The organism is Aeribacillus sp. FSL K6-3256 (assembly GCF_037965805.1).
Taxonomy (GTDB): domain Bacteria; phylum Bacillota; class Bacilli; order Bacillales; family Aeribacillaceae; genus Aeribacillus; species Aeribacillus composti.
Genome location: NZ_CP150188.1, coordinates 1337659 through 1355702, shown reverse-complemented (window position 1 = coordinate 1355702; position 18044 = coordinate 1337659). Strand labels below are relative to the sequence as shown.

At 38.3% G+C, this 18044-nt stretch carries 17 protein-coding genes and 1 pseudogene; 7 read left to right on the top strand and 11 right to left on the bottom strand.

Features of this window, described 5'->3' with window-relative positions; all coding sequences use genetic code 11:
* Positions 1 to 22: 22 nt before the first annotated feature.
* The gene (locus NSQ84_RS06595) at positions 23 to 754 is read left to right on the top strand and encodes a ZIP family metal transporter (RefSeq protein ID WP_063389365.1); all 732 of its coding nucleotides are present in this window, start codon (positions 23 to 25) and stop codon (positions 752 to 754) included.
* A gap of 22 nt (positions 755 to 776) precedes the next feature.
* On the opposite strand, the gene NSQ84_RS06590 is transcribed toward NSQ84_RS06595, so the two are convergent.
* Both NSQ84_RS06590 and NSQ84_RS06585 read right to left on the bottom strand, forming a co-directional pair.
* Entirely contained in the window at positions 777 to 1025 is a 249-nt protein-coding gene (locus NSQ84_RS06590; protein WP_066247934.1) for an aspartyl-phosphate phosphatase Spo0E family protein, read from the bottom strand.
* A 418-nt stretch (positions 1026 to 1443) separates the two neighbouring features.
* Positions 1444 to 1758: a YbjQ family protein gene (locus tag NSQ84_RS06585; protein ID WP_094245531.1), complete on the bottom strand. Its 315-nt coding sequence runs from the start codon at positions 1756 to 1758 to the stop codon at positions 1444 to 1446.
* Between the two features lie 179 nt (positions 1759 to 1937).
* Here NSQ84_RS06585 and NSQ84_RS06580 point away from each other — a divergent pair, with 179 nt between their 5' ends.
* Together NSQ84_RS06580 and NSQ84_RS06575 are read left to right on the top strand one after the other, a co-directional pair.
* On the top strand, positions 1938 to 2564 hold the full coding sequence (locus NSQ84_RS06580) for a 5-bromo-4-chloroindolyl phosphate hydrolysis family protein (RefSeq protein WP_063389368.1): 627 nt from the start codon (positions 1938 to 1940) through the stop codon (positions 2562 to 2564).
* 5 nt (positions 2565 to 2569) lie between these two features.
* Positions 2570 to 3730, top strand: coding sequence for a toxic anion resistance protein (locus NSQ84_RS06575; RefSeq protein WP_339212449.1), 1161 nt, complete (start codon positions 2570 to 2572; stop codon positions 3728 to 3730).
* Positions 3731 to 3911: 181 nt separating this feature from the next.
* Here the strand turns inward: NSQ84_RS06575 and NSQ84_RS06570 are convergent, their stop codons facing one another.
* Together NSQ84_RS06570 and NSQ84_RS06565 are read right to left on the bottom strand one after the other, a co-directional pair.
* Positions 3912 to 4406: a methylated-DNA--[protein]-cysteine S-methyltransferase gene (locus NSQ84_RS06570; protein WP_339212446.1), complete on the bottom strand. Its 495-nt coding sequence runs from the start codon at positions 4404 to 4406 to the stop codon at positions 3912 to 3914.
* Between the two features lies 1 nt (position 4407).
* A complete protein-coding gene (locus tag NSQ84_RS06565; protein ID WP_339212443.1) occupies positions 4408 to 6564 on the bottom strand; it encodes a PAS domain S-box protein in 2157 nt (718 codons plus the stop codon).
* A 174-nt stretch (positions 6565 to 6738) separates the two neighbouring features.
* On the opposite strand from NSQ84_RS06565, the gene NSQ84_RS06560 reads away from it, so the two are divergent.
* On the top strand, positions 6739 to 7740 hold the full coding sequence (locus NSQ84_RS06560) for an acyltransferase family protein (RefSeq protein WP_066247926.1): 1002 nt from the start codon (positions 6739 to 6741) through the stop codon (positions 7738 to 7740).
* Between the two features lie 284 nt (positions 7741 to 8024).
* Here NSQ84_RS06560 and NSQ84_RS06555 read toward each other — a convergent pair whose 3' ends face one another.
* The 3 genes from NSQ84_RS06555 to NSQ84_RS06545 are packed head-to-tail and all read right to left on the bottom strand — an operon-like array spanning position 8025 to position 10912.
* The gene (locus NSQ84_RS06555) at positions 8025 to 8744 is read right to left on the bottom strand and encodes a lactate utilization protein C (RefSeq protein ID WP_063389372.1); all 720 of its coding nucleotides are present in this window, start codon (positions 8742 to 8744) and stop codon (positions 8025 to 8027) included.
* On the bottom strand, positions 8741 to 10174 hold the full coding sequence (locus NSQ84_RS06550) for a LutB/LldF family L-lactate oxidation iron-sulfur protein (RefSeq protein WP_063389373.1): 1434 nt from the start codon (positions 10172 to 10174) through the stop codon (positions 8741 to 8743). Before NSQ84_RS06550 ends, NSQ84_RS06555 begins: the two co-directional genes overlap by 4 nt.
* 18 nt (positions 10175 to 10192) lie before the next feature.
* Positions 10193 to 10912 carry a (Fe-S)-binding protein gene (locus tag NSQ84_RS06545; protein WP_063389374.1) on the bottom strand — a complete coding sequence of 240 codons (720 nt, stop codon included), beginning with the start codon at positions 10910 to 10912 and terminating at the stop codon, positions 10193 to 10195.
* Between the two features lie 793 nt (positions 10913 to 11705).
* Between NSQ84_RS06545 and NSQ84_RS06540 the strand changes: the two genes are divergently transcribed.
* Together NSQ84_RS06540 and NSQ84_RS06535 are read left to right on the top strand one after the other, a co-directional pair.
* Positions 11706 to 11960, top strand: a complete 255-nt coding sequence (locus NSQ84_RS06540; protein ID WP_066247536.1) for a hypothetical protein — start codon at positions 11706 to 11708, stop codon at positions 11958 to 11960.
* A gap of 108 nt (positions 11961 to 12068) precedes the next feature.
* Positions 12069 to 13877: an IS1182 family transposase gene (locus NSQ84_RS06535; RefSeq protein WP_339212439.1), complete on the top strand. Its 1809-nt coding sequence runs from the start codon at positions 12069 to 12071 to the stop codon at positions 13875 to 13877.
* Positions 13878 to 14253: 376 nt separating this feature from the next.
* Here NSQ84_RS06535 and NSQ84_RS06530 read toward each other — a convergent pair.
* Positions 14254 to 14584, bottom strand: a pseudogene (locus NSQ84_RS06530) (IS701 family transposase); the annotation flags it as partial.
* A 109-nt stretch (positions 14585 to 14693) separates the two neighbouring features.
* Positions 14694 to 15440, bottom strand: a complete 747-nt coding sequence (locus NSQ84_RS06525) for a FadR/GntR family transcriptional regulator (RefSeq protein WP_063389375.1) — start codon at positions 15438 to 15440, stop codon at positions 14694 to 14696.
* A 491-nt stretch (positions 15441 to 15931) separates the two neighbouring features.
* Here NSQ84_RS06525 and NSQ84_RS06520 point away from each other — a divergent pair, with 491 nt between their 5' ends.
* Positions 15932 to 17701, top strand: a complete 1770-nt coding sequence (locus NSQ84_RS06520; RefSeq protein ID WP_066250813.1) for a B12-binding domain-containing radical SAM protein — start codon at positions 15932 to 15934, stop codon at positions 17699 to 17701.
* On the opposite strand, the gene NSQ84_RS06515 is transcribed toward NSQ84_RS06520, so the two are convergent.
* Positions 17698 to 17847, bottom strand: coding sequence for a hypothetical protein (locus NSQ84_RS06515; protein ID WP_186439327.1), 150 nt, complete (start codon positions 17845 to 17847; stop codon positions 17698 to 17700). The genes NSQ84_RS06520 and NSQ84_RS06515 overlap by 4 nt on opposite strands.
* Positions 17837 to 17992, bottom strand: a complete 156-nt coding sequence (locus NSQ84_RS06510) for a hypothetical protein (RefSeq protein ID WP_162877044.1) — start codon at positions 17990 to 17992, stop codon at positions 17837 to 17839. Before NSQ84_RS06510 ends, NSQ84_RS06515 begins: the two co-directional genes overlap by 11 nt.
* Positions 17993 to 18044: the final 52 nt, after the last annotated feature.

Sequence of the window (18044 nt, the reverse complement as noted above, 5' to 3'; positions counted from 1 at the left end):
TTCTGAAAAGGGGTACGATTTTATGTACGACGTATATATTGGGAGTTTTTTATCAGCAATGTCTACAGGTTTAGGGGCTGTCCCGATTCTTTTTTTGCAAAAAACGATTAAACATAGAGGAAGAGATTTATTATTAGCATTCAGCGCTGGAATTATGATGGCTGCTTCCATGAGGGGGTTGATACCTGAAGCATTAGCAAACGGAAATATAATGAAAATGTGCATCGGATTAATACTTGGAGTGCTTATATTAACAATTTTAGAGAAAAATATTCCTCACATTGAACTGGAGCATACGAAAGAAGGAATACAATTTGACGAAAAAGCATTGCTCATTATCTCGGCGATCACCTTACATAATCTCCCGGAGGGTCTATCTGTCGGAGTAAGTTATGCCTCAGAGAAACAAGATTTAGGTCATCTAATTGCTCTTGCAATCGGGCTGCAAAATGCACCAGAAGGCTTATTAGTTGCGCTTTTTTTAATCAATCAGAACATTTCCCGCATCAAAGCCTTTTTCATTGCAACGTTGACAGGAGCGATCGAGATTGTCACATCTCTAATAGGGTTTTATTTAACAACATTTGTTGAATCTTTAGTTTCTTACGGTCTTGCTTTTGCTGCAGGAGCAATGCTTTTTATCATTTATAAAGAATTGATTCCGGAAAGCCACGGCGATGGTCATGAATTGACTTCGACATATTCTTTTATTTTCGGAATTTTATTTATGATTGTGCTGACTGAACTTTTTTAAGCTTGTCAAATATGTGTTTTCTTTATTTTTCAACCGTTGCAACAAAAGGATTTGTTAATGTCCATTTCATAGGGTGGAAAATCGATTGATTTTTCTCATCGCTGCTTACCATTTGCTGGTATTTGTTTAAAAGCTTGTCCAGTTCTTGGCTCAGCTCAATCGTCTCTTTGCTGTTCATACCGTTTATTTGAGCCATTTCAATCATTTTTTGCCTTTTTATTATGATTTCTATGAACAGCTTTTCTTTGCGCAGCTCTTCTTCCGTTGCCATTTCTCATATCCTCCTTCCAAATCTCGCGGTCTAAAGACACGCACTCGGTTATTATTACAGATTCTACTATTTTTGTAAATAGATTCGCAAATTTAGACAATATTTTTACACAAGTATTTGACAATCCTCTTTAATATTTACGTAAGGAGGATTGTCAAAACATTCATACAGTCATAAAAAGCTTATCCAAAAGCCTTTTTAAAAGAAAAAATTCGACTTCTTTTTTACTTGCTGACAGCAGACCAAAGCTTATTGCCTCAATAACCGCTGCCGTTTTATAGGTCGGAGGACAATATTTGAGCAATGATAAGATGCTTGTTTTCTATTTAAAATATTGTCGGAAATTTCTTTCCTTTCATTAAGAAAAGCTGCGCTTATTTCTATCATCACAATGACAAGCCTAAAAAACAGCGCAATTTTATCGGATTTTTACAGCTGTTCCAGTTGCTACAACCATCATCATCCCATCTCGTAATGTTTCAAAGTCAAGATCCACTCCAATCACAGCATTGGCTCCCAGATTTTTAGCTTTCGCTGTCATTTCTTCAATAGCTACTTCCCTTCCTTCTGAAAGCTTGCTTTCATATGCGCCGCTCCTGCCGCCGACAATATCCGTAATGCCTGCCAAAAAATCGCGGACAATGTTTGCCCCAAGAATGGTTGTACCGCTGACAATCCCCAAGTATTCTTCAATTTCCTTTCCTTGCAAAGAATTGGTTGTTGTAATAATCATGGATTTCCCTCCATTATTTATTTTTGTACTTTATTACGTTTGAAAAAACGTTTCGTTCCATTCCGATTCACAAATCATTCTACTTTTTCTCTAAATTGTAGTAAAATTGTAGTAAAAAGCGAAACCTTGCTTTCCGTTTGTTCGTAAATTTATTAAACAATGCTGACAGGGGTAGGATCATGAAATCGATATTCTTGTTTTTCATAAGAAGTTTTATTGCTGTTTGTTCGATGTCTGTTCTTTGGTTTGCCTTGTTTTTAGGATTTGACCAAGCTTTCATTCAATCGTCTTTGTATGCTGTTGCAGGCGGTATTATCGTCTATTATATCACCAAATGGCTGCAAAAAAGAAATTGGCTGAAGCAAAACGGATTGACAGCCAGTGAATACAAATATGTACAGGAAAATTTAAAAGAAGCAAGACAAAAAATTGCCCGACTGCAGCGCACCTTATTTAGAGCCCGATCGCTCGGAACGATTCAGCAGCTAGTCGAAGCAATCAGGCTTTCCAAACGTATATATCATGTCGTTGAAAAGGAGCCGAAACGCTTCTATCAAGGCGAATCATTCTTTTTCTATCATTTAGATTCTTGCGTGGAGCTTGCAGAAAAGTATACGTTTCTTTCCGCCCAGCCGATCCGCGATCAGAACGTTAAATCATCATTGGAAGAAACGAAACAGATGTTGAATCAAATTTGCGAATCATTGGAGAAAGATTTAATCACCGTTTTATCGAATGATATCGAACATCTTCAATTTGAATTAAATGTTGCGAAAAAACAAACAACGAAATGGAAAGATAGGTGATTACGTTGGAAGAAAAGAAAGAGTTGGATCTATTAGATGATCTATTAAAGGACCCATTTGGAGAAAAAGAAGATAAGCCCGCATCACCTTTAGCAGTCGGCGAAGAAGAACAGCCGAAAAAATTTATCGACATGCTCTCACAGGAGCATAAAGCAAAGGCTGCACAGCTGGCAGCTCAAATTGATTACAAAAACCGGCATTCGATCGTCCAATTTGGGGCTTCCGCTCAGCAAAAGCTCTCCAGTTTTTCCCACGAAATGCTGGACTATGTTCAAAAAAAGGATATCGGGCCTATAGGCGATATTTTAAAAGAGCTGATGAGCAAACTCGAACAAGTAAACCCGGAAGAATTAAAACCGGAAAAACGAAACTTCTTCTCTCGTCTTTTCAAGAAAATATCTAGTTCGATCAATGAAATTTTATCCAAATACCAAAAAATCGGGGCACAAATCGAACGCATTACAGTCCGGCTGGAAAATTCAAAAAAAGCGCTGATGTCCGATATTCAATTGCTCGATCGTTTATATGAGCATAATAAGGAATACTTTCACGCGCTAAACATTTACATCGCTGCTGGTGAATTAAAATTGGAGGAGCTCCATACAAAAGTAATACCGGAATTGCAAAAAAAAGCGGAAACAACTGGAGATCAAATGGCGGTTCAAGAAGTAAACGACATGCTTCAATTTGCTGATCGGTTGGAAAAACGGATCCATGATTTAAAGCTATCTAGGCAAATTACAATCCAAACGGCTCCGCAAATCCGGATGATTCAAAATATGAATCAAACATTAGCGGAAAAAATCCAATCCTCCATTTTGACGTCTATTCCTTTATGGAAAAACCAAATTGCGATCGCTCTCACCTTATATCGGCAAAAAGGAGCACTGGAGGCCCAAAAGCAAGTGACGAAAACGACGAACGAGCTGCTTTTGAAAAATGCAGAAATGCTGAAAGCAAACACAATTGAAACAGCCAGGGAAAATGAACGAGGCATCGTCGATATTGAAACGTTGAAAAAAACACAGGACGACCTAATTTCAACAATCGAAGAAACGCTCAGGATCCAACAGGAAGGACGTCTAAAAAGGCAGCAGGCTGAGCAAGAACTAATGCAGCTCGAGAAAGACTTAAAAACGAGACTATTGCAATTTAAACAAGAATAAAAAAGACAAACCGGGATGATTTTTATAGAGGAAAGATTTTACACATATACAGCTGTTGAGTGATTTCGTCCAAGCTTTTTTAAATGCTCATGCAGAACCGGCACGGCATTTACATCATATAAACAGCAAATTTTTTAAAAACTCTGCGCAGGCATCGCAGAGTTTTTCATTTTGAAAGGTTCTATGATGCCCAATTTTTGCATTGCTCTAATTGCAGCAAAAAAGCTTTTTTATCCGCTTGATTGCCTGCATAGCCTACAAGCGCTCCGTTTTTGCCAATCACCCGATGGCAAGGAATTATGATCGGGATAGGATTCGCTTTATTGGCTTGTCCAACTGCCCGAACAGCTTTCGGATTTCCGATCCCATCTGCAACATATTGATAGCTTCTAGCTTCACCGTAAGGAATGTTCATCAACTCTTTCCATACTTTTTGCTGAAATGAAGTGCCTTTTGGAAAAATGGGAAGGGAAAATATTTTTCGTTTCCTTTGAAAATATTCCTTAAGCTGTTTCGCTGCCTCTTCCAATAGATCCGTTTTATGTTCCACAACTTTTGAAGATGCCAGAAGCTCTGTAAGCTCCTGCTCGTCCATCAACAAAGAGACAATTCGATTCTTTTCCTCTATAATCCCGATCGTTCCAATAGGGCTGTTCATTGTATGCAAAAAGTACATCCTACACACCTTCTTGACCATTGATAGGGAGCGAAATATAAAATGTCGTTCCATACCCTACTTTGCTTTTGACATCAATTTTCCCATTGTGCTCTTTAATAATTTTGTAGCTTACCATAAGACCTAGGCCTGTTCCCCGCTCTTTCGTTGTATAAAACGGCTCCCCAAGCCGCTTCAGTTTATTTTTTGGAATTCCTGGCCCTTCATCTTGAATGGAAATTTGAACCCGGTGATCATCTTCTTTTGTGATCGAAACATAAATATTGCCTCCATTTGGCATCACTTCGATTGCATTTTTTAATATGTTAATAAAAACTTGTTTTAATTGATTGGGTTCGCAAAATATATCCGGCACTTCCCCGTAGTCTAAATGAATTTGCACATTTACTAGAATAGCCTGTGCATTTAATAATTCTATCGTATCTTTCATGATTTTCACAATATTTTTTTGTTCAAATCGAACAGCTTGAGGCTTCGCCAAAATAAGAAATTCATCAATGATTGATTCAATTCGCTTCAGCTCAGAAGTAATGACATTGAAATACATGGAATAATCTTCTTTTATGCTTCCTTGCAGCAGCTGGATAAATCCTTTTAACGCTGTCATTGGATTGCGGATTTCATGGGCTATTCCGGCTGCCAATTCCCCAACAATATTGAGAGTGTCCGATTTTCTCAGCCGCTCTTCGATTTCTTTTCTTTCAGTGATATCGCGAAATATAACTAAATTCATATTTTCAATAATGTGGCGTTTAAATGAACATTCGAGAATTCTTTCCTGCTTATTTTTCACCGTAATCGCAAATTCTTTCGTCAACCCATCCATTTTCCAATCACTTTTAAAATGAATGGGAAAAAATCGAAATATGCAATCACGTCCAATTTGGTCTTGTGTTAATCCTAAAATTTGCATTGCAGCAGGATTGGCATCAACAATCACCCAATCATCATTAAACAGAAGGATGCCGTCCATCGCTCCGTTAAACACATTCCGAAATTTTTGTTCACTTTCACGCAATTCTTTTTCCATTCGTTTCCGGTCGCTGATATTTCGCAATATGGTCATATGGGTTTTTTCCTTCGGGTTGTATTTTGATGTGAATTCGAGCTGCTTCTTTTGTCCGTTCGGCATGTAAAACATTAATTCTTCCCGGATGGCACCGGATTTTAAATATTCATCTTTCACCTGCAAAAACTTTGGATCATTTGCATTGATAAATCGCATTAAATTGCTTTTCAACAGTTCATCAAAGGGGAGTTCAAATATGCGGCAAGCCCATTGATTCGCGCGTATAATATTTCCAAAATGATCCCAAATAAGGATGGCATCAAGAGCATTTTCAAAAATTTCTCTAAACCTTTCTTCACTCTTCAAAATTTGCTGTTCCATAAGCCTCTTCTCTGTAATATCGCGCAATATCGACATGTAAAATCCGTGTAAAATGTTTGACGTGGTCGTAAATTCAAAAATTTTTCGCGTTCCGTCTTTTAATCGAACAGGCATTTCTCCTTTCATTTTTCCTTTTTCAAACAATATTTCATAAAAATATTTTTTCATTTTCTCATCTTCGATAAAATCTGAAAATTTATAGTTTTTGAGTTCATCACTCGGAATGCAAAAGCTTGTACAAAATGATTGATTGGCATCTATAATAAATCCTTCGTAATCAAAAATGACAATGCCGTCAACAGCACGGTCAAATAAATCCGGAAACAGCTGTTCATTGATCGATCGTTCCTGTTCAAGAATTTTTTTCGAAGAAACATCCCGAAAAATAGCAAGATTGTATGTGCCGTAAATGTTCTCAATGATGCTGTATTCAACATATTTGATTCGGCCGTTTTCCAGTTTTAACATGAGTTCCGCATATTGCTGTTTTTCATGATCAGAAAAATTTTTTATAAATTCGTTTCCTGGCAGAGCTGCTACAAAATCATCTATCGACTTCTCTAGTATGACTTCTTTTTCCATTTCAAAAAGGCGGCATGCTGACTGATTTACTTGAAAAAACTTGCCGTGATGATCTAAAAGCACCATAGCATCTATTGATCGATCGAAAATTTCGTAATATTTTTTTAATTTTTCATTTTCTTGTTGCGCTTTTTTTAAACGTTTTGCCAACAAATCTTCTTCAATGGCTGCAATGTTTTGCTTCAAACTTCCCACCTCTCATTTTAACACTCTCAATATATTTACATTTTCTACAAATTACGTTAGAATCCTTCATGCACTGTCAATTTAGTCAATTCGATGTACCTTTCAGTACGACTGTTTACAAAATGTTGAATTTGTCTTATATTTTAAATCGAAACTTTTTTTGAAGGTGATAACATGAATGAGAGGAACAGCTACTTTGATAACGCCAAGTTTATATTAATTCTTCTTGTCGTGTTCGGCCATTTTATTCGATCGATGATTGAAGACAATTACATTATGATGAACATATACAAATTTATTTACACGTTTCATATGCCTGCGTTCATTTTAATTTCCGGCTTTTTTGCCAAAGGGTTTAACAAACAGGGATACGTTAAAAAAATAGCAAAAAAACTCATTTTGCCATATTTCATTTTTCATGGCATCTATACAGTTTATTATGTTTTGATTAAAGGCGACAATCTGCTCCATTCAATTGATCCTTTGAATCCGCACTGGTCCCTCTGGTTTTTAATAAGTTTGTTTTTCTGGAACGTCATGCTGATCCCGTTTTCTAAATTGAATAAATTGGTCGCTTTAGGACTTTCGTTCTTTATCGGTATTGCAGCTGGATATTTTGATTTCATCAGCAACTATTTGAGCTTGTCACGTACACTAGTCTTTTTTCCTATTTTTTTAATAGGTTTTTATTTAAAGAAAGAACATTTTGCCATGATGACGAAGCTGCCTGCAAGATCTTTAGGGGCAAGTGCTCTGTTGCTTACATTTGTGACGTATTTCTATTTGCCTTTTGAGTATGAGTGGCTGTTCGGTTCCATGCCTTATTCAGCTTTTGGCGAAACGGATATCTTTTCAGGGCTGGTGCGGCTCGGATTTTATTTTCTTACTTTGATTACGACGTTCGGATTTTTCTCGTTAATACCGAAAAAGCGTCAGTTTTTCACTGAATGGGGCACAAGAACTTTTTACGTTTATTTATTGCACGGATTTATCATTCAATCGTTCAGAGACAGCGAACTTGAAAGCTGGCTTACAGAAATAGAAAGCATCACGGTATTCGCCATTGTTTCAATTGTCGTTACGTTCTTGCTGTCGAGCCGCTTTGTCAAAACGATCGCACAGCCAATCATTGAACTTCGAGCGACAATGCTAAAAAAAATAGTAAAAGGCTTATAAGACCGGGGCTGACGCACACAGACAGTCACATCACATAAATAGAACAGCTTCTAATAGCTTTTCAGAAATAGGTCTTTTCTACAGTCCGAGATGCTGATACAACAATCTAGAGTAGTTAGAGAAATAACTTCAAAGGCGTCGCAGTTCCTAAACTTTCTAACTTTAAAAACAAGTCATAAGTCAGAGGTCCTAGCGGGGTATGGAAAATTCGAACATTTGCCAAAAAAATCTGGCGAGGCCCCTCGATGGACTTCGCCAGATGTTCAATTTTTTAGTCAATCCATTCAGCAATCTTCAATAATGAGATAGGCTGTTTTAATTGGCCCATGTACGCCAACCACTAAGTTCATTTCAATATCCGCTGAATTGCTCGGTCCTGTAATAAAATTAATGCAGGAAGAAATCGTTTCGCCTTTTTCCACCATTTGATGAAATTTTCTGGCGGCCTGTGTCATTCTAGGGAGAATCGTGCTTTTCGGAATAATGGAAATATACGTTGTCGGCAAAAGGCTGACCGCCCTTCCTTTCCCTCCCCCATTCAACAAGACAACCGTCCCGGATTCAGCCAGTGTATAATCGCTGAACGTAATTCCGATATTTGCTCTTTCCGCAATTTGAATATTTTCTTTACCAAGCTCAGGATCCCATATATGCACGTCTGTTCCTTCGTTTGGCAATTCCTCCAATAAAAAAGGCATCAGCCCGAATGCTTCAAACCGATGATCGTCCCACGTCACAATCGGACCGCCTCCATAAAAAGCAATCGCCTCTTTCAGCGTATTTTTCAATGATTTGGAAGTCGTTCTGTATACATCGACATGAACATTTTTACATTGTTTTATAAATGCATCAACCAGTTCGTCGGAAGAATAACCAGCAAGTGTTTTTTCTTGAGGGTGAAATGACCAGCTGGGCCGTTCCACCCCTTCCTTCCGGGGATTTCGTCCTAACCTTTGAGCTATCGTCTGCAAAAACGAATCTCGATTTTGAATCGTTCCGTTCATGAACGATCACCACTTTCTTTTTTACGATTGTGAAACCATTCGCGAAAGCTGTTTTTTTCCGGTGCCGGGAAATCACGTATGGACGTCCAATTTTTCAAAGGACCTGGTCCATTGGAAATTTTCCCGTCTTTCGAAAACGGTTTGAGGGCTGCTGGCGCCAGTTTTGTTCCCCACTGATACAGTTTTTGATTCGATGCTCCTATTCCAAATGCCTTCATCGCCAGCTTCTCGCTTATTGGCGCTCGCCCTTCCCGCTCGACAATTACTTGCCGATGCTTATGGAGAAGTTCATGAAGCGGAATTTTTACGGGGCATGCTTCCGTACAAGCGGCACATAGTGTGGAAGCATAAGGCAATTCCTTAAAATCATCATAACCGCCAAAAAGCGGCGTCAATACAGCGCCAATCGGACCTGGGTAAATCGATCCGTACGAGTGGCCGCCTATATGCCGATATACAGGACAGACGTTAATGCACGCTGCACAACGAATGCATTGAAGAACAGGCTGGAATTCAGTTCCTAAAATTTTGCTTCGTCCGTTATCAACAATCACCAAATGGAATTCTTCCGGTCCGTCAACATCCTCTTTTTGTTTCGGACCAGTTAAAACCGTTATATAACTCGTTAATTTTTGACCGACTGCACTCCTTGTCAAAAGACTGACAAGCACATCAAGTTCTTCGAATGTTGGAACTATTCTTTCCATCCCCATGACAGTTATTTGTGTTTTCGGAATGGTCGTCACCATGCGGGCATTTCCCTCATTTGTCACTAAACAAAACGATCCGGACTCGGCAATGGCAAAATTGCATCCTGTGATGCCGACATCCGCTGTTAAAAATTCCTCCCTAAGCATTTTTCTCGCATGGAGTGCAAGCTCCTCAGGCTTTTCTGTTTTCTCATACCCAAGTTTTCGCTGAAACACATCTCGAATTTGTTCCTTATTTTTATGCAGGGCTGGGGCTACAATGTGCGAAGGCGGATCATGATCATCAATCTGCAATATATATTCGCCTAGATCCGTTTCAATAACTTCACAGCCCGCTTCCTCCAAACATTGATTCATATGAATTTCTTCCGTCACCATCGATTTCGATTTGACAATTTTGCGAGCCTTTTTTTTCTTGATAACGCTTTGGATGTAATCGTTCGCTTCCTCCGCTGTTTGAGCAAAAAAAACATGTCCGCCCCTTTTTGCAACATTTTCGCTTAACTGGTGTAAATAATAGTCCAAATTTTCCAATGTATGCTTTCTGATTTGTTCACCGAGCGATCTCCATTCTTCCCAATTGCCAAGCTCTTCAGCAGCTTCCAGACGTCTTTTTCTCAGCCTTTCTTGAGCATCTTGGACTGCATTTCTCATAAAATCGTTTTCAATATTTTTTTGCACCCTTTGATCAAACGGCTGATCCGAAATTTTCATTGCCATCCTGCTTTCCCCCCTCCATTATTCGATACTGTTTAACACCTCAGCAATGTGCATGACCTTCACTTGTTTATTTTTCCTGCTTATTCTCCCCCCGATATTCATTAAGCAGCCGCAGTCTGCCCCGATTAAATAGTCGGCATCGGTTTCCTCAATATGCCGAACTTTTTCATCAACCATTTGTTCAGATATTTGTTCCATTTTGACGGAAAACGTTCCGCCAAAGCCGCAGCAATCATATGCATTTGGAAGCGGAACCAATTCAAGCCCCTTCACGTTTGCCAGCAATTTAAATGGTGCCTCCTGAACTCCAAGAAGACGGGTCATATGACATGATGTATGATAGGTTGCTTTTCCTTTTAATGTTGCGCCCACATCTTCCAAATTTAAAACATCTACAATAAACTGTGTTAATTCATACGTCTTATTTGCAAGCTTTTGCGCCTTTTCTTTCCAAACCGGATCTTCATCAAAAATGTGCGGATATTCCTTAAACATCGTGGCACATGATCCGGAAGGTGTGACAACATAATCGGCATGTTCAAAGGTGAGAATCATATTTTTCATCGCTTCTTTTGCCGCTTGAACATATCCGCTGTTATAGGCAGGCTGTCCGCAGCAAATTTGGCTTTCCGGAAATTCTACTTCGCATCCAAGTCTTTCTAAAAGCTCAACTGTTGCTTTGCCTACTGAACCGTTAAATACATCCACTAAACATGTGACAAATAATGAAACTTTCAATTTGCTCCCCCCGCCTTGTGAAACAGTTTCAACTAAGATGTAACCCTTTTCTTTTCACTTTATCGCTTTTTTTATCTTTAGTCAACAGGTCATCTGATGACTAGAAAGGAATATGCTTGCTTTATTCATAAAAAAAAGCCGCCGTGTCGATCCATTGTTTGAAGATATCATGCTTACTATTGGGATCCATGAGACGGTTTAACACCATGGCAAAAACGGCTTCGTCATACTGAGAAGCAGCCTCGGAATCATCCATGATTTTACATAATAGCCGACCAAGCCCTAACTTTTCCCATACCTTTCGGAACAGATAAACCGGCCCAAACTCTTTTGTCCAAAGCACGGAGAAAGAAGAGGAAGAGCCTTGCCCGTGAATTCGGTCAAAGTAACGCTCTGAAAATTTGATTAATCCCTCGATTTATTTATCGACAGAGCCATTCTCTAATAAATGCTCTAACCTCCCTAGATTATAAAGCGTTTGTTGCCGAACTTTATTGTCTACACGAAATGTACGACATATTTGTAGATATTGACGAACAGAACCATTTTTATTTTTTGCTTATTAATTCGAATATACATATGTGGGTTTATTTGGCATGTATTTTTTTGAAAATGGCATTGAAAACTCCAAAGTATCCTCTTGTCAAATTCCGCTTCCCCCCCAAAAGACCCGAAATTAGTAATTAAATTTCCTAGTCTCTATTTTTATATAACAAATTATACCATTTTCCCATATTATATATTGTGTTATTTTCGATAGAATATAAGTGTAATGATTAAAGGAGGTAATGTTATGGAGAACCCTAATGAAAGATTGGATTTAGATGATATTTTAGCTATAATTGAAAAACTTTCTGAAGAAGATGCAAAATCATTTCTAAAAATAATTTATGGGAAGCTTGGAAATTTTAAATATTCTACAGAAGACATTACAAAAGAAAATATAATCAATGACATTGAAACAATTTTTAGTGAGAAAATACCTAAACTTTTGCAAATAAGAGAAGAACAAAAAAATAGGGGCTGTCCAAAAAGTCAGGGTAACTGACTTTTTGGAGCCCCTCATTTTTTCACTTTTTAAAAAAAATGCACAAAAAAATCGTCCTTTCTAGTAAAATGAAGTTACCACACAACATTACAGAAAGGACGATTTTTTATGAGCAATCAAATGATTACTCGTGAAAATTATAACACACAAATGACACTTCCTCTAGATGGAAAAGAAGAAAAAACTCCTGCCAAAAGAAATTTAGCCCCTACTTTCAAACCATATGACAACCGTCAAGTTCAAATGATTTATGATATTGAATCTCTTATACCCGAACATCACGTGGCACGTGTCGTGGACGAAATGGTGGAGGCGATACCAGATAAACAATTGTTTTCTCATTATAAAGGCGGCGGCAGAAGTTCCTATCATCCCAAAATGATGCTGAAAATCATTCTGTATGCTTATTCTCAAAAGGTTTATTCCTGCCGAGGAATCGAAAAACTCGTTAAAGAAAATATTCCTGCCATGTGGCTTTCAGCGATGCAACAACCAGATTTTCGCACCATTAATGAGTTCCGAGGGGAACGGATGAAAGCTTTCATGGATGAGCTCTTTGAAGTCATGATTCTCAAATTGATAAAAGAACATTACATCACGATGGAAAACTACTTTTTGGATGGCACTAAGATCGAAGCCAATGCCAATAAGTATTCTTTTGTGTGGAAAAAATCCACTTTGAAATTCGAAGAGAAATTAAAAGAAAAAATCCAAGAAACACTAAAGCACATTCATGAATTAACCCAATTAGAAGCCGGAACAGGGCAAAAGGAAAGCGATCAACATACAGAGATCACCGAACAAAACATGGAGGAAATCGCAAAAGAAATAGAAGAAAAAGTTGAAACGCTAACGGAAGAAATCGAAAAGGAGACCGATACATCCATTCGGAAAGAGAAGCGAAAAAAACGCAGTCAATTAAAGAAATCGGTGAAACAAATTCGTGAAGATTTCCTGCCCCGAATGGCAAGATACAAGGAACAAAAGGAAATGTTCGGTGACCGTAACAGCTACTCGAAAACAGACAAAGACGCAACCTTCATGCGCATGAAAGAAGACCATATGAAAAACGGTCAGCTCAAGCCCGGATACAACGTGCAAATGGGGACAGAGAATCAGTTTATCTTGTTTTATACCATTCATCAACGACCGACCGATACACGTTGCTTTATCCCACATATGGAGAAGCTAGCCTCCAGTTCATTACCGATGCCCAAAACGGTCATTGCGGATGCAGGCTATGGTAGTGAAGAAAACTATGTATATGCAGTTGGTGATGAGAAAGAGCCCCGTTTTGAGTTTCTAATTCCTTATGGGAGCTATGTAAAAGAACAAACACGTACATACAAAAAAGACATTAAAAATGCCAAAAACTGGACCTATTGTGAAGAGGATGATTGTTTTATTTGCCCGAATGGAAGGAGAGTAACGTTTAAAAAATACCAAAACAAAAAGAATCCATCTGGCTATGAACAAAGCTTCAAAATATACGAATGTGAAGATTGTACCGATTGCCCATTGAAAGCGAAATGCACAAAAGCGAAGGGAAATCGTCAAGTTCACTGGAATCCCATCTTCGAAGAAATGAAAGCAAAGGCCAAAACAGCCCTTGAATGTGAAGAGAAAGCCGCCATCTACGCTCGACGCAAAGTCGAGGCAGAAAGTGTGTTCGGTCACATCAAGGGCAATCGGTCGTTCCGCAGATTTTCTTTGCGGGGCCTCGACAAGGTACATGTTGAGTTTGGGATTGTGGCATTAGCCCACAACATACTGAAAGTAGCCGGCATCCGCCAGCTACTTTCAGATAAAAATCGAAAAAATATAAAAGCAAGTGGAGAGAAACGAATTGTTTTTCTCCACTTGCTTCATTTTAGGGACTTATCGGACAGCCCCTTTTCTTTTAAACTTAAACTGTAGATGAGTAAATCCCATTACATTTATTACCATCTTTAAAAAGAAAACAAAAATACCCTAATGCCACTCGTAACTGGTTTTTAATGGAATCTAGTGGCACTCCTCGTTGGGCTTCGTAATAAATAAACTCAGTGAGATTGTGAATTTTTCTCGATCTTACACTCGCAAGACCGGTTGAAAAATCACTTGAATGTTCTGTCATGCAATAGATATACGTAAATTGTACGATGGTCCAATATCGTTTAATGGCTCGCTCATGTCGGGGCTGTCTAATAATCGATTTTCCGGCTTATAGACGCCCTTTAATGTTTTAGAAATTTGATATATCAATGCTTATGATGTTCCGTTTTCAATGGATTTTGACTTTCTGGACAGCCCCTAATGTTTCTTTCGTTTGCCGAAAGTAGCTTTCGATCGACCAGCGTTTCGCATAGTATTCAAGAATAGCCTGATCACTCAGTTTTTGTGTCTGTACTTAAAAAACAACGCAAATGCTCGCTCGTCATCGGTTGATCGGTTTTCCAACAAAACAATACCACCGCATTTGGAATGTCGTTCAATGCCCCTTCGTAGCGATACACTCGATACGTTTCCCCTCCCACGGTCACGAGGTGGGTATCGGAAACATCGATGTAACGGGCAAATTCTTTGACGGATGGACGAATTCCTTGTGGATACAGGATGCGGTTGGTTTTCAGTGCTGCCCAAACGGGTTTCTCCCGAAAAATTTTTTATTGCCGCAAAAAACAACAGTTCTTTTGTCAGTTCAAGTCAGAGACGGCATGTGTAAAAACGCTTGCATCATATGTCAATTCCTAGTTAAAAAGACTCTGTTTTAGCCCCTGTTTTTATATGGGCTTTATGATGTTTTTTCAAAACCTTTTCAACATTTGTCAGGTGTGCGAGCATTAAATGCTGTGCTTCTTCCGCGTTTTGTTGTTCAATTGCTGTAAAGATGGCTTTATGCTCTTGAAAAATTCGTTCTGCGGTTACTTGCTCTGAATAAAGCCAAATTTTTCGTGTTTCCCGCATCGTTTCAACAATCATGTCGGCTACATTGTTCATTAAGCTTAATAAAATGGGGTTTTGCGTAGCGGCTGCGATCGCTTTATGAAACTTCCAATCCGCTTTTTCTCCTAATTCTTCATCGTTTATATGGATAAGCATTTCGTCAAGCGCAGCTTTCATATCATGGAGATTTTGCTCCGTCCGCTTTGCTGCAGCAGTAAATGCAGCACCGACTTCTAATATTTTTCTAACCTCTAATAAATGTTCAATATCTTTCATATTCATTAACGCCGCTGTCGAAAGAGAAAACGTGAATGACATGGGATCAAACTCTTTTACAAACGTTCCTTCCCCTTGTTTCATTTCAACAATCCCCATTGCTCGTAATGCGCTTAATGCTTCACGAATCGCTGCACGGCCGACTTGAAAATTTTCAGCAAGCTGATGAACGGATTCCAATTTTTCTCCTGGTTTTATTTCTCCTTTTTTAATCATATCTAAAAGGGCTTCCGCCACTTCTTCATAAAGCTTTCTCGGTTTGATTTGTTTATATTCCATTTGCTTCACCCCAAAGTTCAACTAAACAAAATGAAGTCCAAAATATCGGTACATTTATTTTACTGGAAAAGACTTATAAAAATCAAAGTGTTGGCGAAAAAATAACAGCGTCTAACCATAAACTTTTTCTTTTTTGACAACTTTTTTGGAAGGAATCATAGACCTGTGTCTCCGAAATCGCGCAAATGACTGAATGAAACTTCATCATAAAAAAAGAGAAATTTGTCTAAACTCTTAAACAATGCTTCATCCGTTACGAACGTCTAATATGTAACTCACTTTTACTGTACCAGTTAAAATGACAAAAACACTCGACGAATATGCTTTATAGCTGTAGACTTGTTAAGGTGATTGATAGAAACGGAAAAGAACGCGTACGAAAAACTTATCAAAAGGGTGAATCCCTGCTTCTTCTTATTTGAAAAGAATATGTTACAATAATGTAGAAAATCGCTACTTCTCAATATCCATTATGAAAAAGGTGTGGAAATATGAACATCATTGTCAGTTCATTAAATGCCAAATACATTCATATGAACTTGGCTATACGTTATTTAAAAGCATATGCCGAGCCAGAATTTCAAGTTCAAATGGCAGAATATACGATAAAAGATCCCGCGATGAACATTGTAACAGATTTGTTTCGAAAAAAACCGGACATAATCGGTTTTAGCTGTTACATATGGAACATTACAGAAACAATCAAAGTGGCGAAAATACTGAAAAAAATAAAGCCGGAAACCATCATTGTCTTTGGTGGGCCTGAAGTATCCTATGATACGAAAGAATGGCTTGAAAAAATCTCAGAGATTGATTTTATTATCGTAGGAGAAGGGGAAGAAACGTTTAAGCAGTTTTTGCGGGAAGCACATGGAAACCAAGAATGGGAAAACGTGAGCGGTTTAGCTTTTCGAAAAGACGGAGCAGTCATTATAAATCCGCAGAGGAACAAAATTGATCTGCGAATGATGCCGTCGCCTTTTCGATTTGATGAAGATGTGCCACATCTTAGCAAACGGATTGTTTATATTGAAACGAGCCGCGGCTGCCCCTTCAACTGCCAATTTTGCTTATCTTCCATTGAGGTTGGGGTTCGTTATTTTGATCGGGAGAAAATCAAGGAAGATATTCGCTATTTAATGAAAAACGGTGCGAAAACAATTAAATTTGTCGACCGAACGTTTAACATCAGCCGGAAATATGCGATGGACATGTTTCAATTTTTAATTGATGAACATGTTCCGGGCGTCGTGTTCCAGTTCGAAATAACTGGCGACATTATGCGCCCGGAAGTGATTCAATTTTTAAATGACAACGCACCGAAAGGACTTTTCCGATTTGAGATCGGCGTTCAATCAACAAACGATTTCACAAACGAATTAGTGAAACGTAAGCAAAACTTCGCAAAACTGTCCAGAACGGTGACGATGATCAAACAAGGCGGAAAAATAGATCAGCACCTTGATTTAATTGCCGGACTTCCTGAAGAAGACTACAACTCTTTTCGAAAAACTTTTAACGATGTGTTTGCATTAAGACCTGAAGAACTGCAGCTTGGTTTTTTAAAAATGCTCAGAGGGACTGGTCTTCGAATTGGAGCTAAACATTTTGGCTACGTGTATATGGATGAACCGCCATACGAAATTTTAAGCAACAACGTTCTCTCTTTTGAAGATATTCTCAAAATTAAACAGGTGGAAGATGTTCTTGAGAAATTTTGGAACGACCATCGAATGGACACGACAGTGGAATATTTAGTAGAAGAAGTGTTTGAGACGCCTTTTGATTTCTTTCAAGAATTTGGCGCCTACTGGGATGAACGCGGATGGGCAAGAATTGGTCATCAGCTCGAAGATTTGTTTCGAAGATTATTTTCGTTTATTCAAGAACGCAAACGAGAACATTTGCCAACTGTTGAAGGGTTTCTGAAATACGATTATTTGCGCAATCAGAAGCAAAAGCCGCGAAAGCCATGGTGGGATGAAAAGCTTAAAAAACAGGAGCAATCAGCAATCTATCAATTTATCCTGTCCAACCCTGAAATGCTTGGAAAAACCTTTTTAAATCTGTCTCTTTCGGAAAAAGATTTATATAAGCATACGGTTTTAGAAATTCTTCCATTTAATCCTGAGCTGTATTTGCAAAAAAAGATATTAGTAAAAGAGCCGGCAATTTTGTTAGTTTATTACAACTATAGCGATCACCAGCCGCATATGTTTTCTTTTCCGTATACTGCGCTGAAAAAGGTGAGGGAAGCTTAACATCCCTCACCTTTTGTTTTTGTTTTTCTTTTGTTTTCTTCTAAAATATCGTAAATTTTCGCAGCATTAAAATCTCCCAGTTCATTGCCAAATTCCAAATCTTGTTTCACATCTTTTTTGTTCTTTACGTTTTTATTATGTTCCATGTGCTTTCCCCTTTTTTGAATTTCGGTTAGCCCCTTTCATCGGGTCTTCATCTGTATAGGATGCTGAAAATTCTTTTTCAGGAAGGCTTTCTGTCGGTGTTTTGCTCGTTTTTTCTGCTTGATTATATGCTTGTTTCCTCTTCAATCTGCATCCTCCTTTCTTTTTTATCTTTTTCAGAAACAAACCATTTATTCAG

Coding starts and splice junctions, on each gene's coding strand:
- NSQ84_RS06595 (WP_063389365.1), top strand. CDS start 23: ATGTACGACGTATATATTGGGAGTTTTTTATCAGCAATGTCTACAGGT.
- NSQ84_RS06590 (WP_066247934.1), bottom strand. CDS start 1,025: ATGGCAACGGAAGAAGAGCTGCGCAAAGAAAAGCTGTTCATAGAAATC.
- NSQ84_RS06585 (WP_094245531.1), bottom strand. CDS start 1,758: ATGATTATTACAACAACCAATTCTTTGCAAGGAAAGGAAATTGAAGAA.
- NSQ84_RS06580 (WP_063389368.1), top strand. CDS start 1,938: ATGAAATCGATATTCTTGTTTTTCATAAGAAGTTTTATTGCTGTTTGT.
- NSQ84_RS06570 (WP_339212446.1), bottom strand. CDS start 4,406: ATGTACTTTTTGCATACAATGAACAGCCCTATTGGAACGATCGGGATT.
- NSQ84_RS06560 (WP_066247926.1), top strand. CDS start 6,739: ATGAATGAGAGGAACAGCTACTTTGATAACGCCAAGTTTATATTAATT.
- NSQ84_RS06555 (WP_063389372.1), bottom strand. CDS start 8,744: ATGAACGGAACGATTCAAAATCGAGATTCGTTTTTGCAGACGATAGCT.
- NSQ84_RS06550 (WP_063389373.1), bottom strand. CDS start 10,174: ATGGCAATGAAAATTTCGGATCAGCCGTTTGATCAAAGGGTGCAAAAA.
- NSQ84_RS06540 (WP_066247536.1), top strand. CDS start 11,706: ATGGAGAACCCTAATGAAAGATTGGATTTAGATGATATTTTAGCTATA.
- NSQ84_RS06535 (WP_339212439.1), top strand. CDS start 12,069: ATGAGCAATCAAATGATTACTCGTGAAAATTATAACACACAAATGACA.
- NSQ84_RS06525 (WP_063389375.1), bottom strand. CDS start 15,440: ATGGAATATAAACAAATCAAACCGAGAAAGCTTTATGAAGAAGTGGCG.
- NSQ84_RS06520 (WP_066250813.1), top strand. CDS start 15,932: ATGAACATCATTGTCAGTTCATTAAATGCCAAATACATTCATATGAAC.
- NSQ84_RS06515 (WP_186439327.1), bottom strand. CDS start 17,847: ATGGAACATAATAAAAACGTAAAGAACAAAAAAGATGTGAAACAAGAT.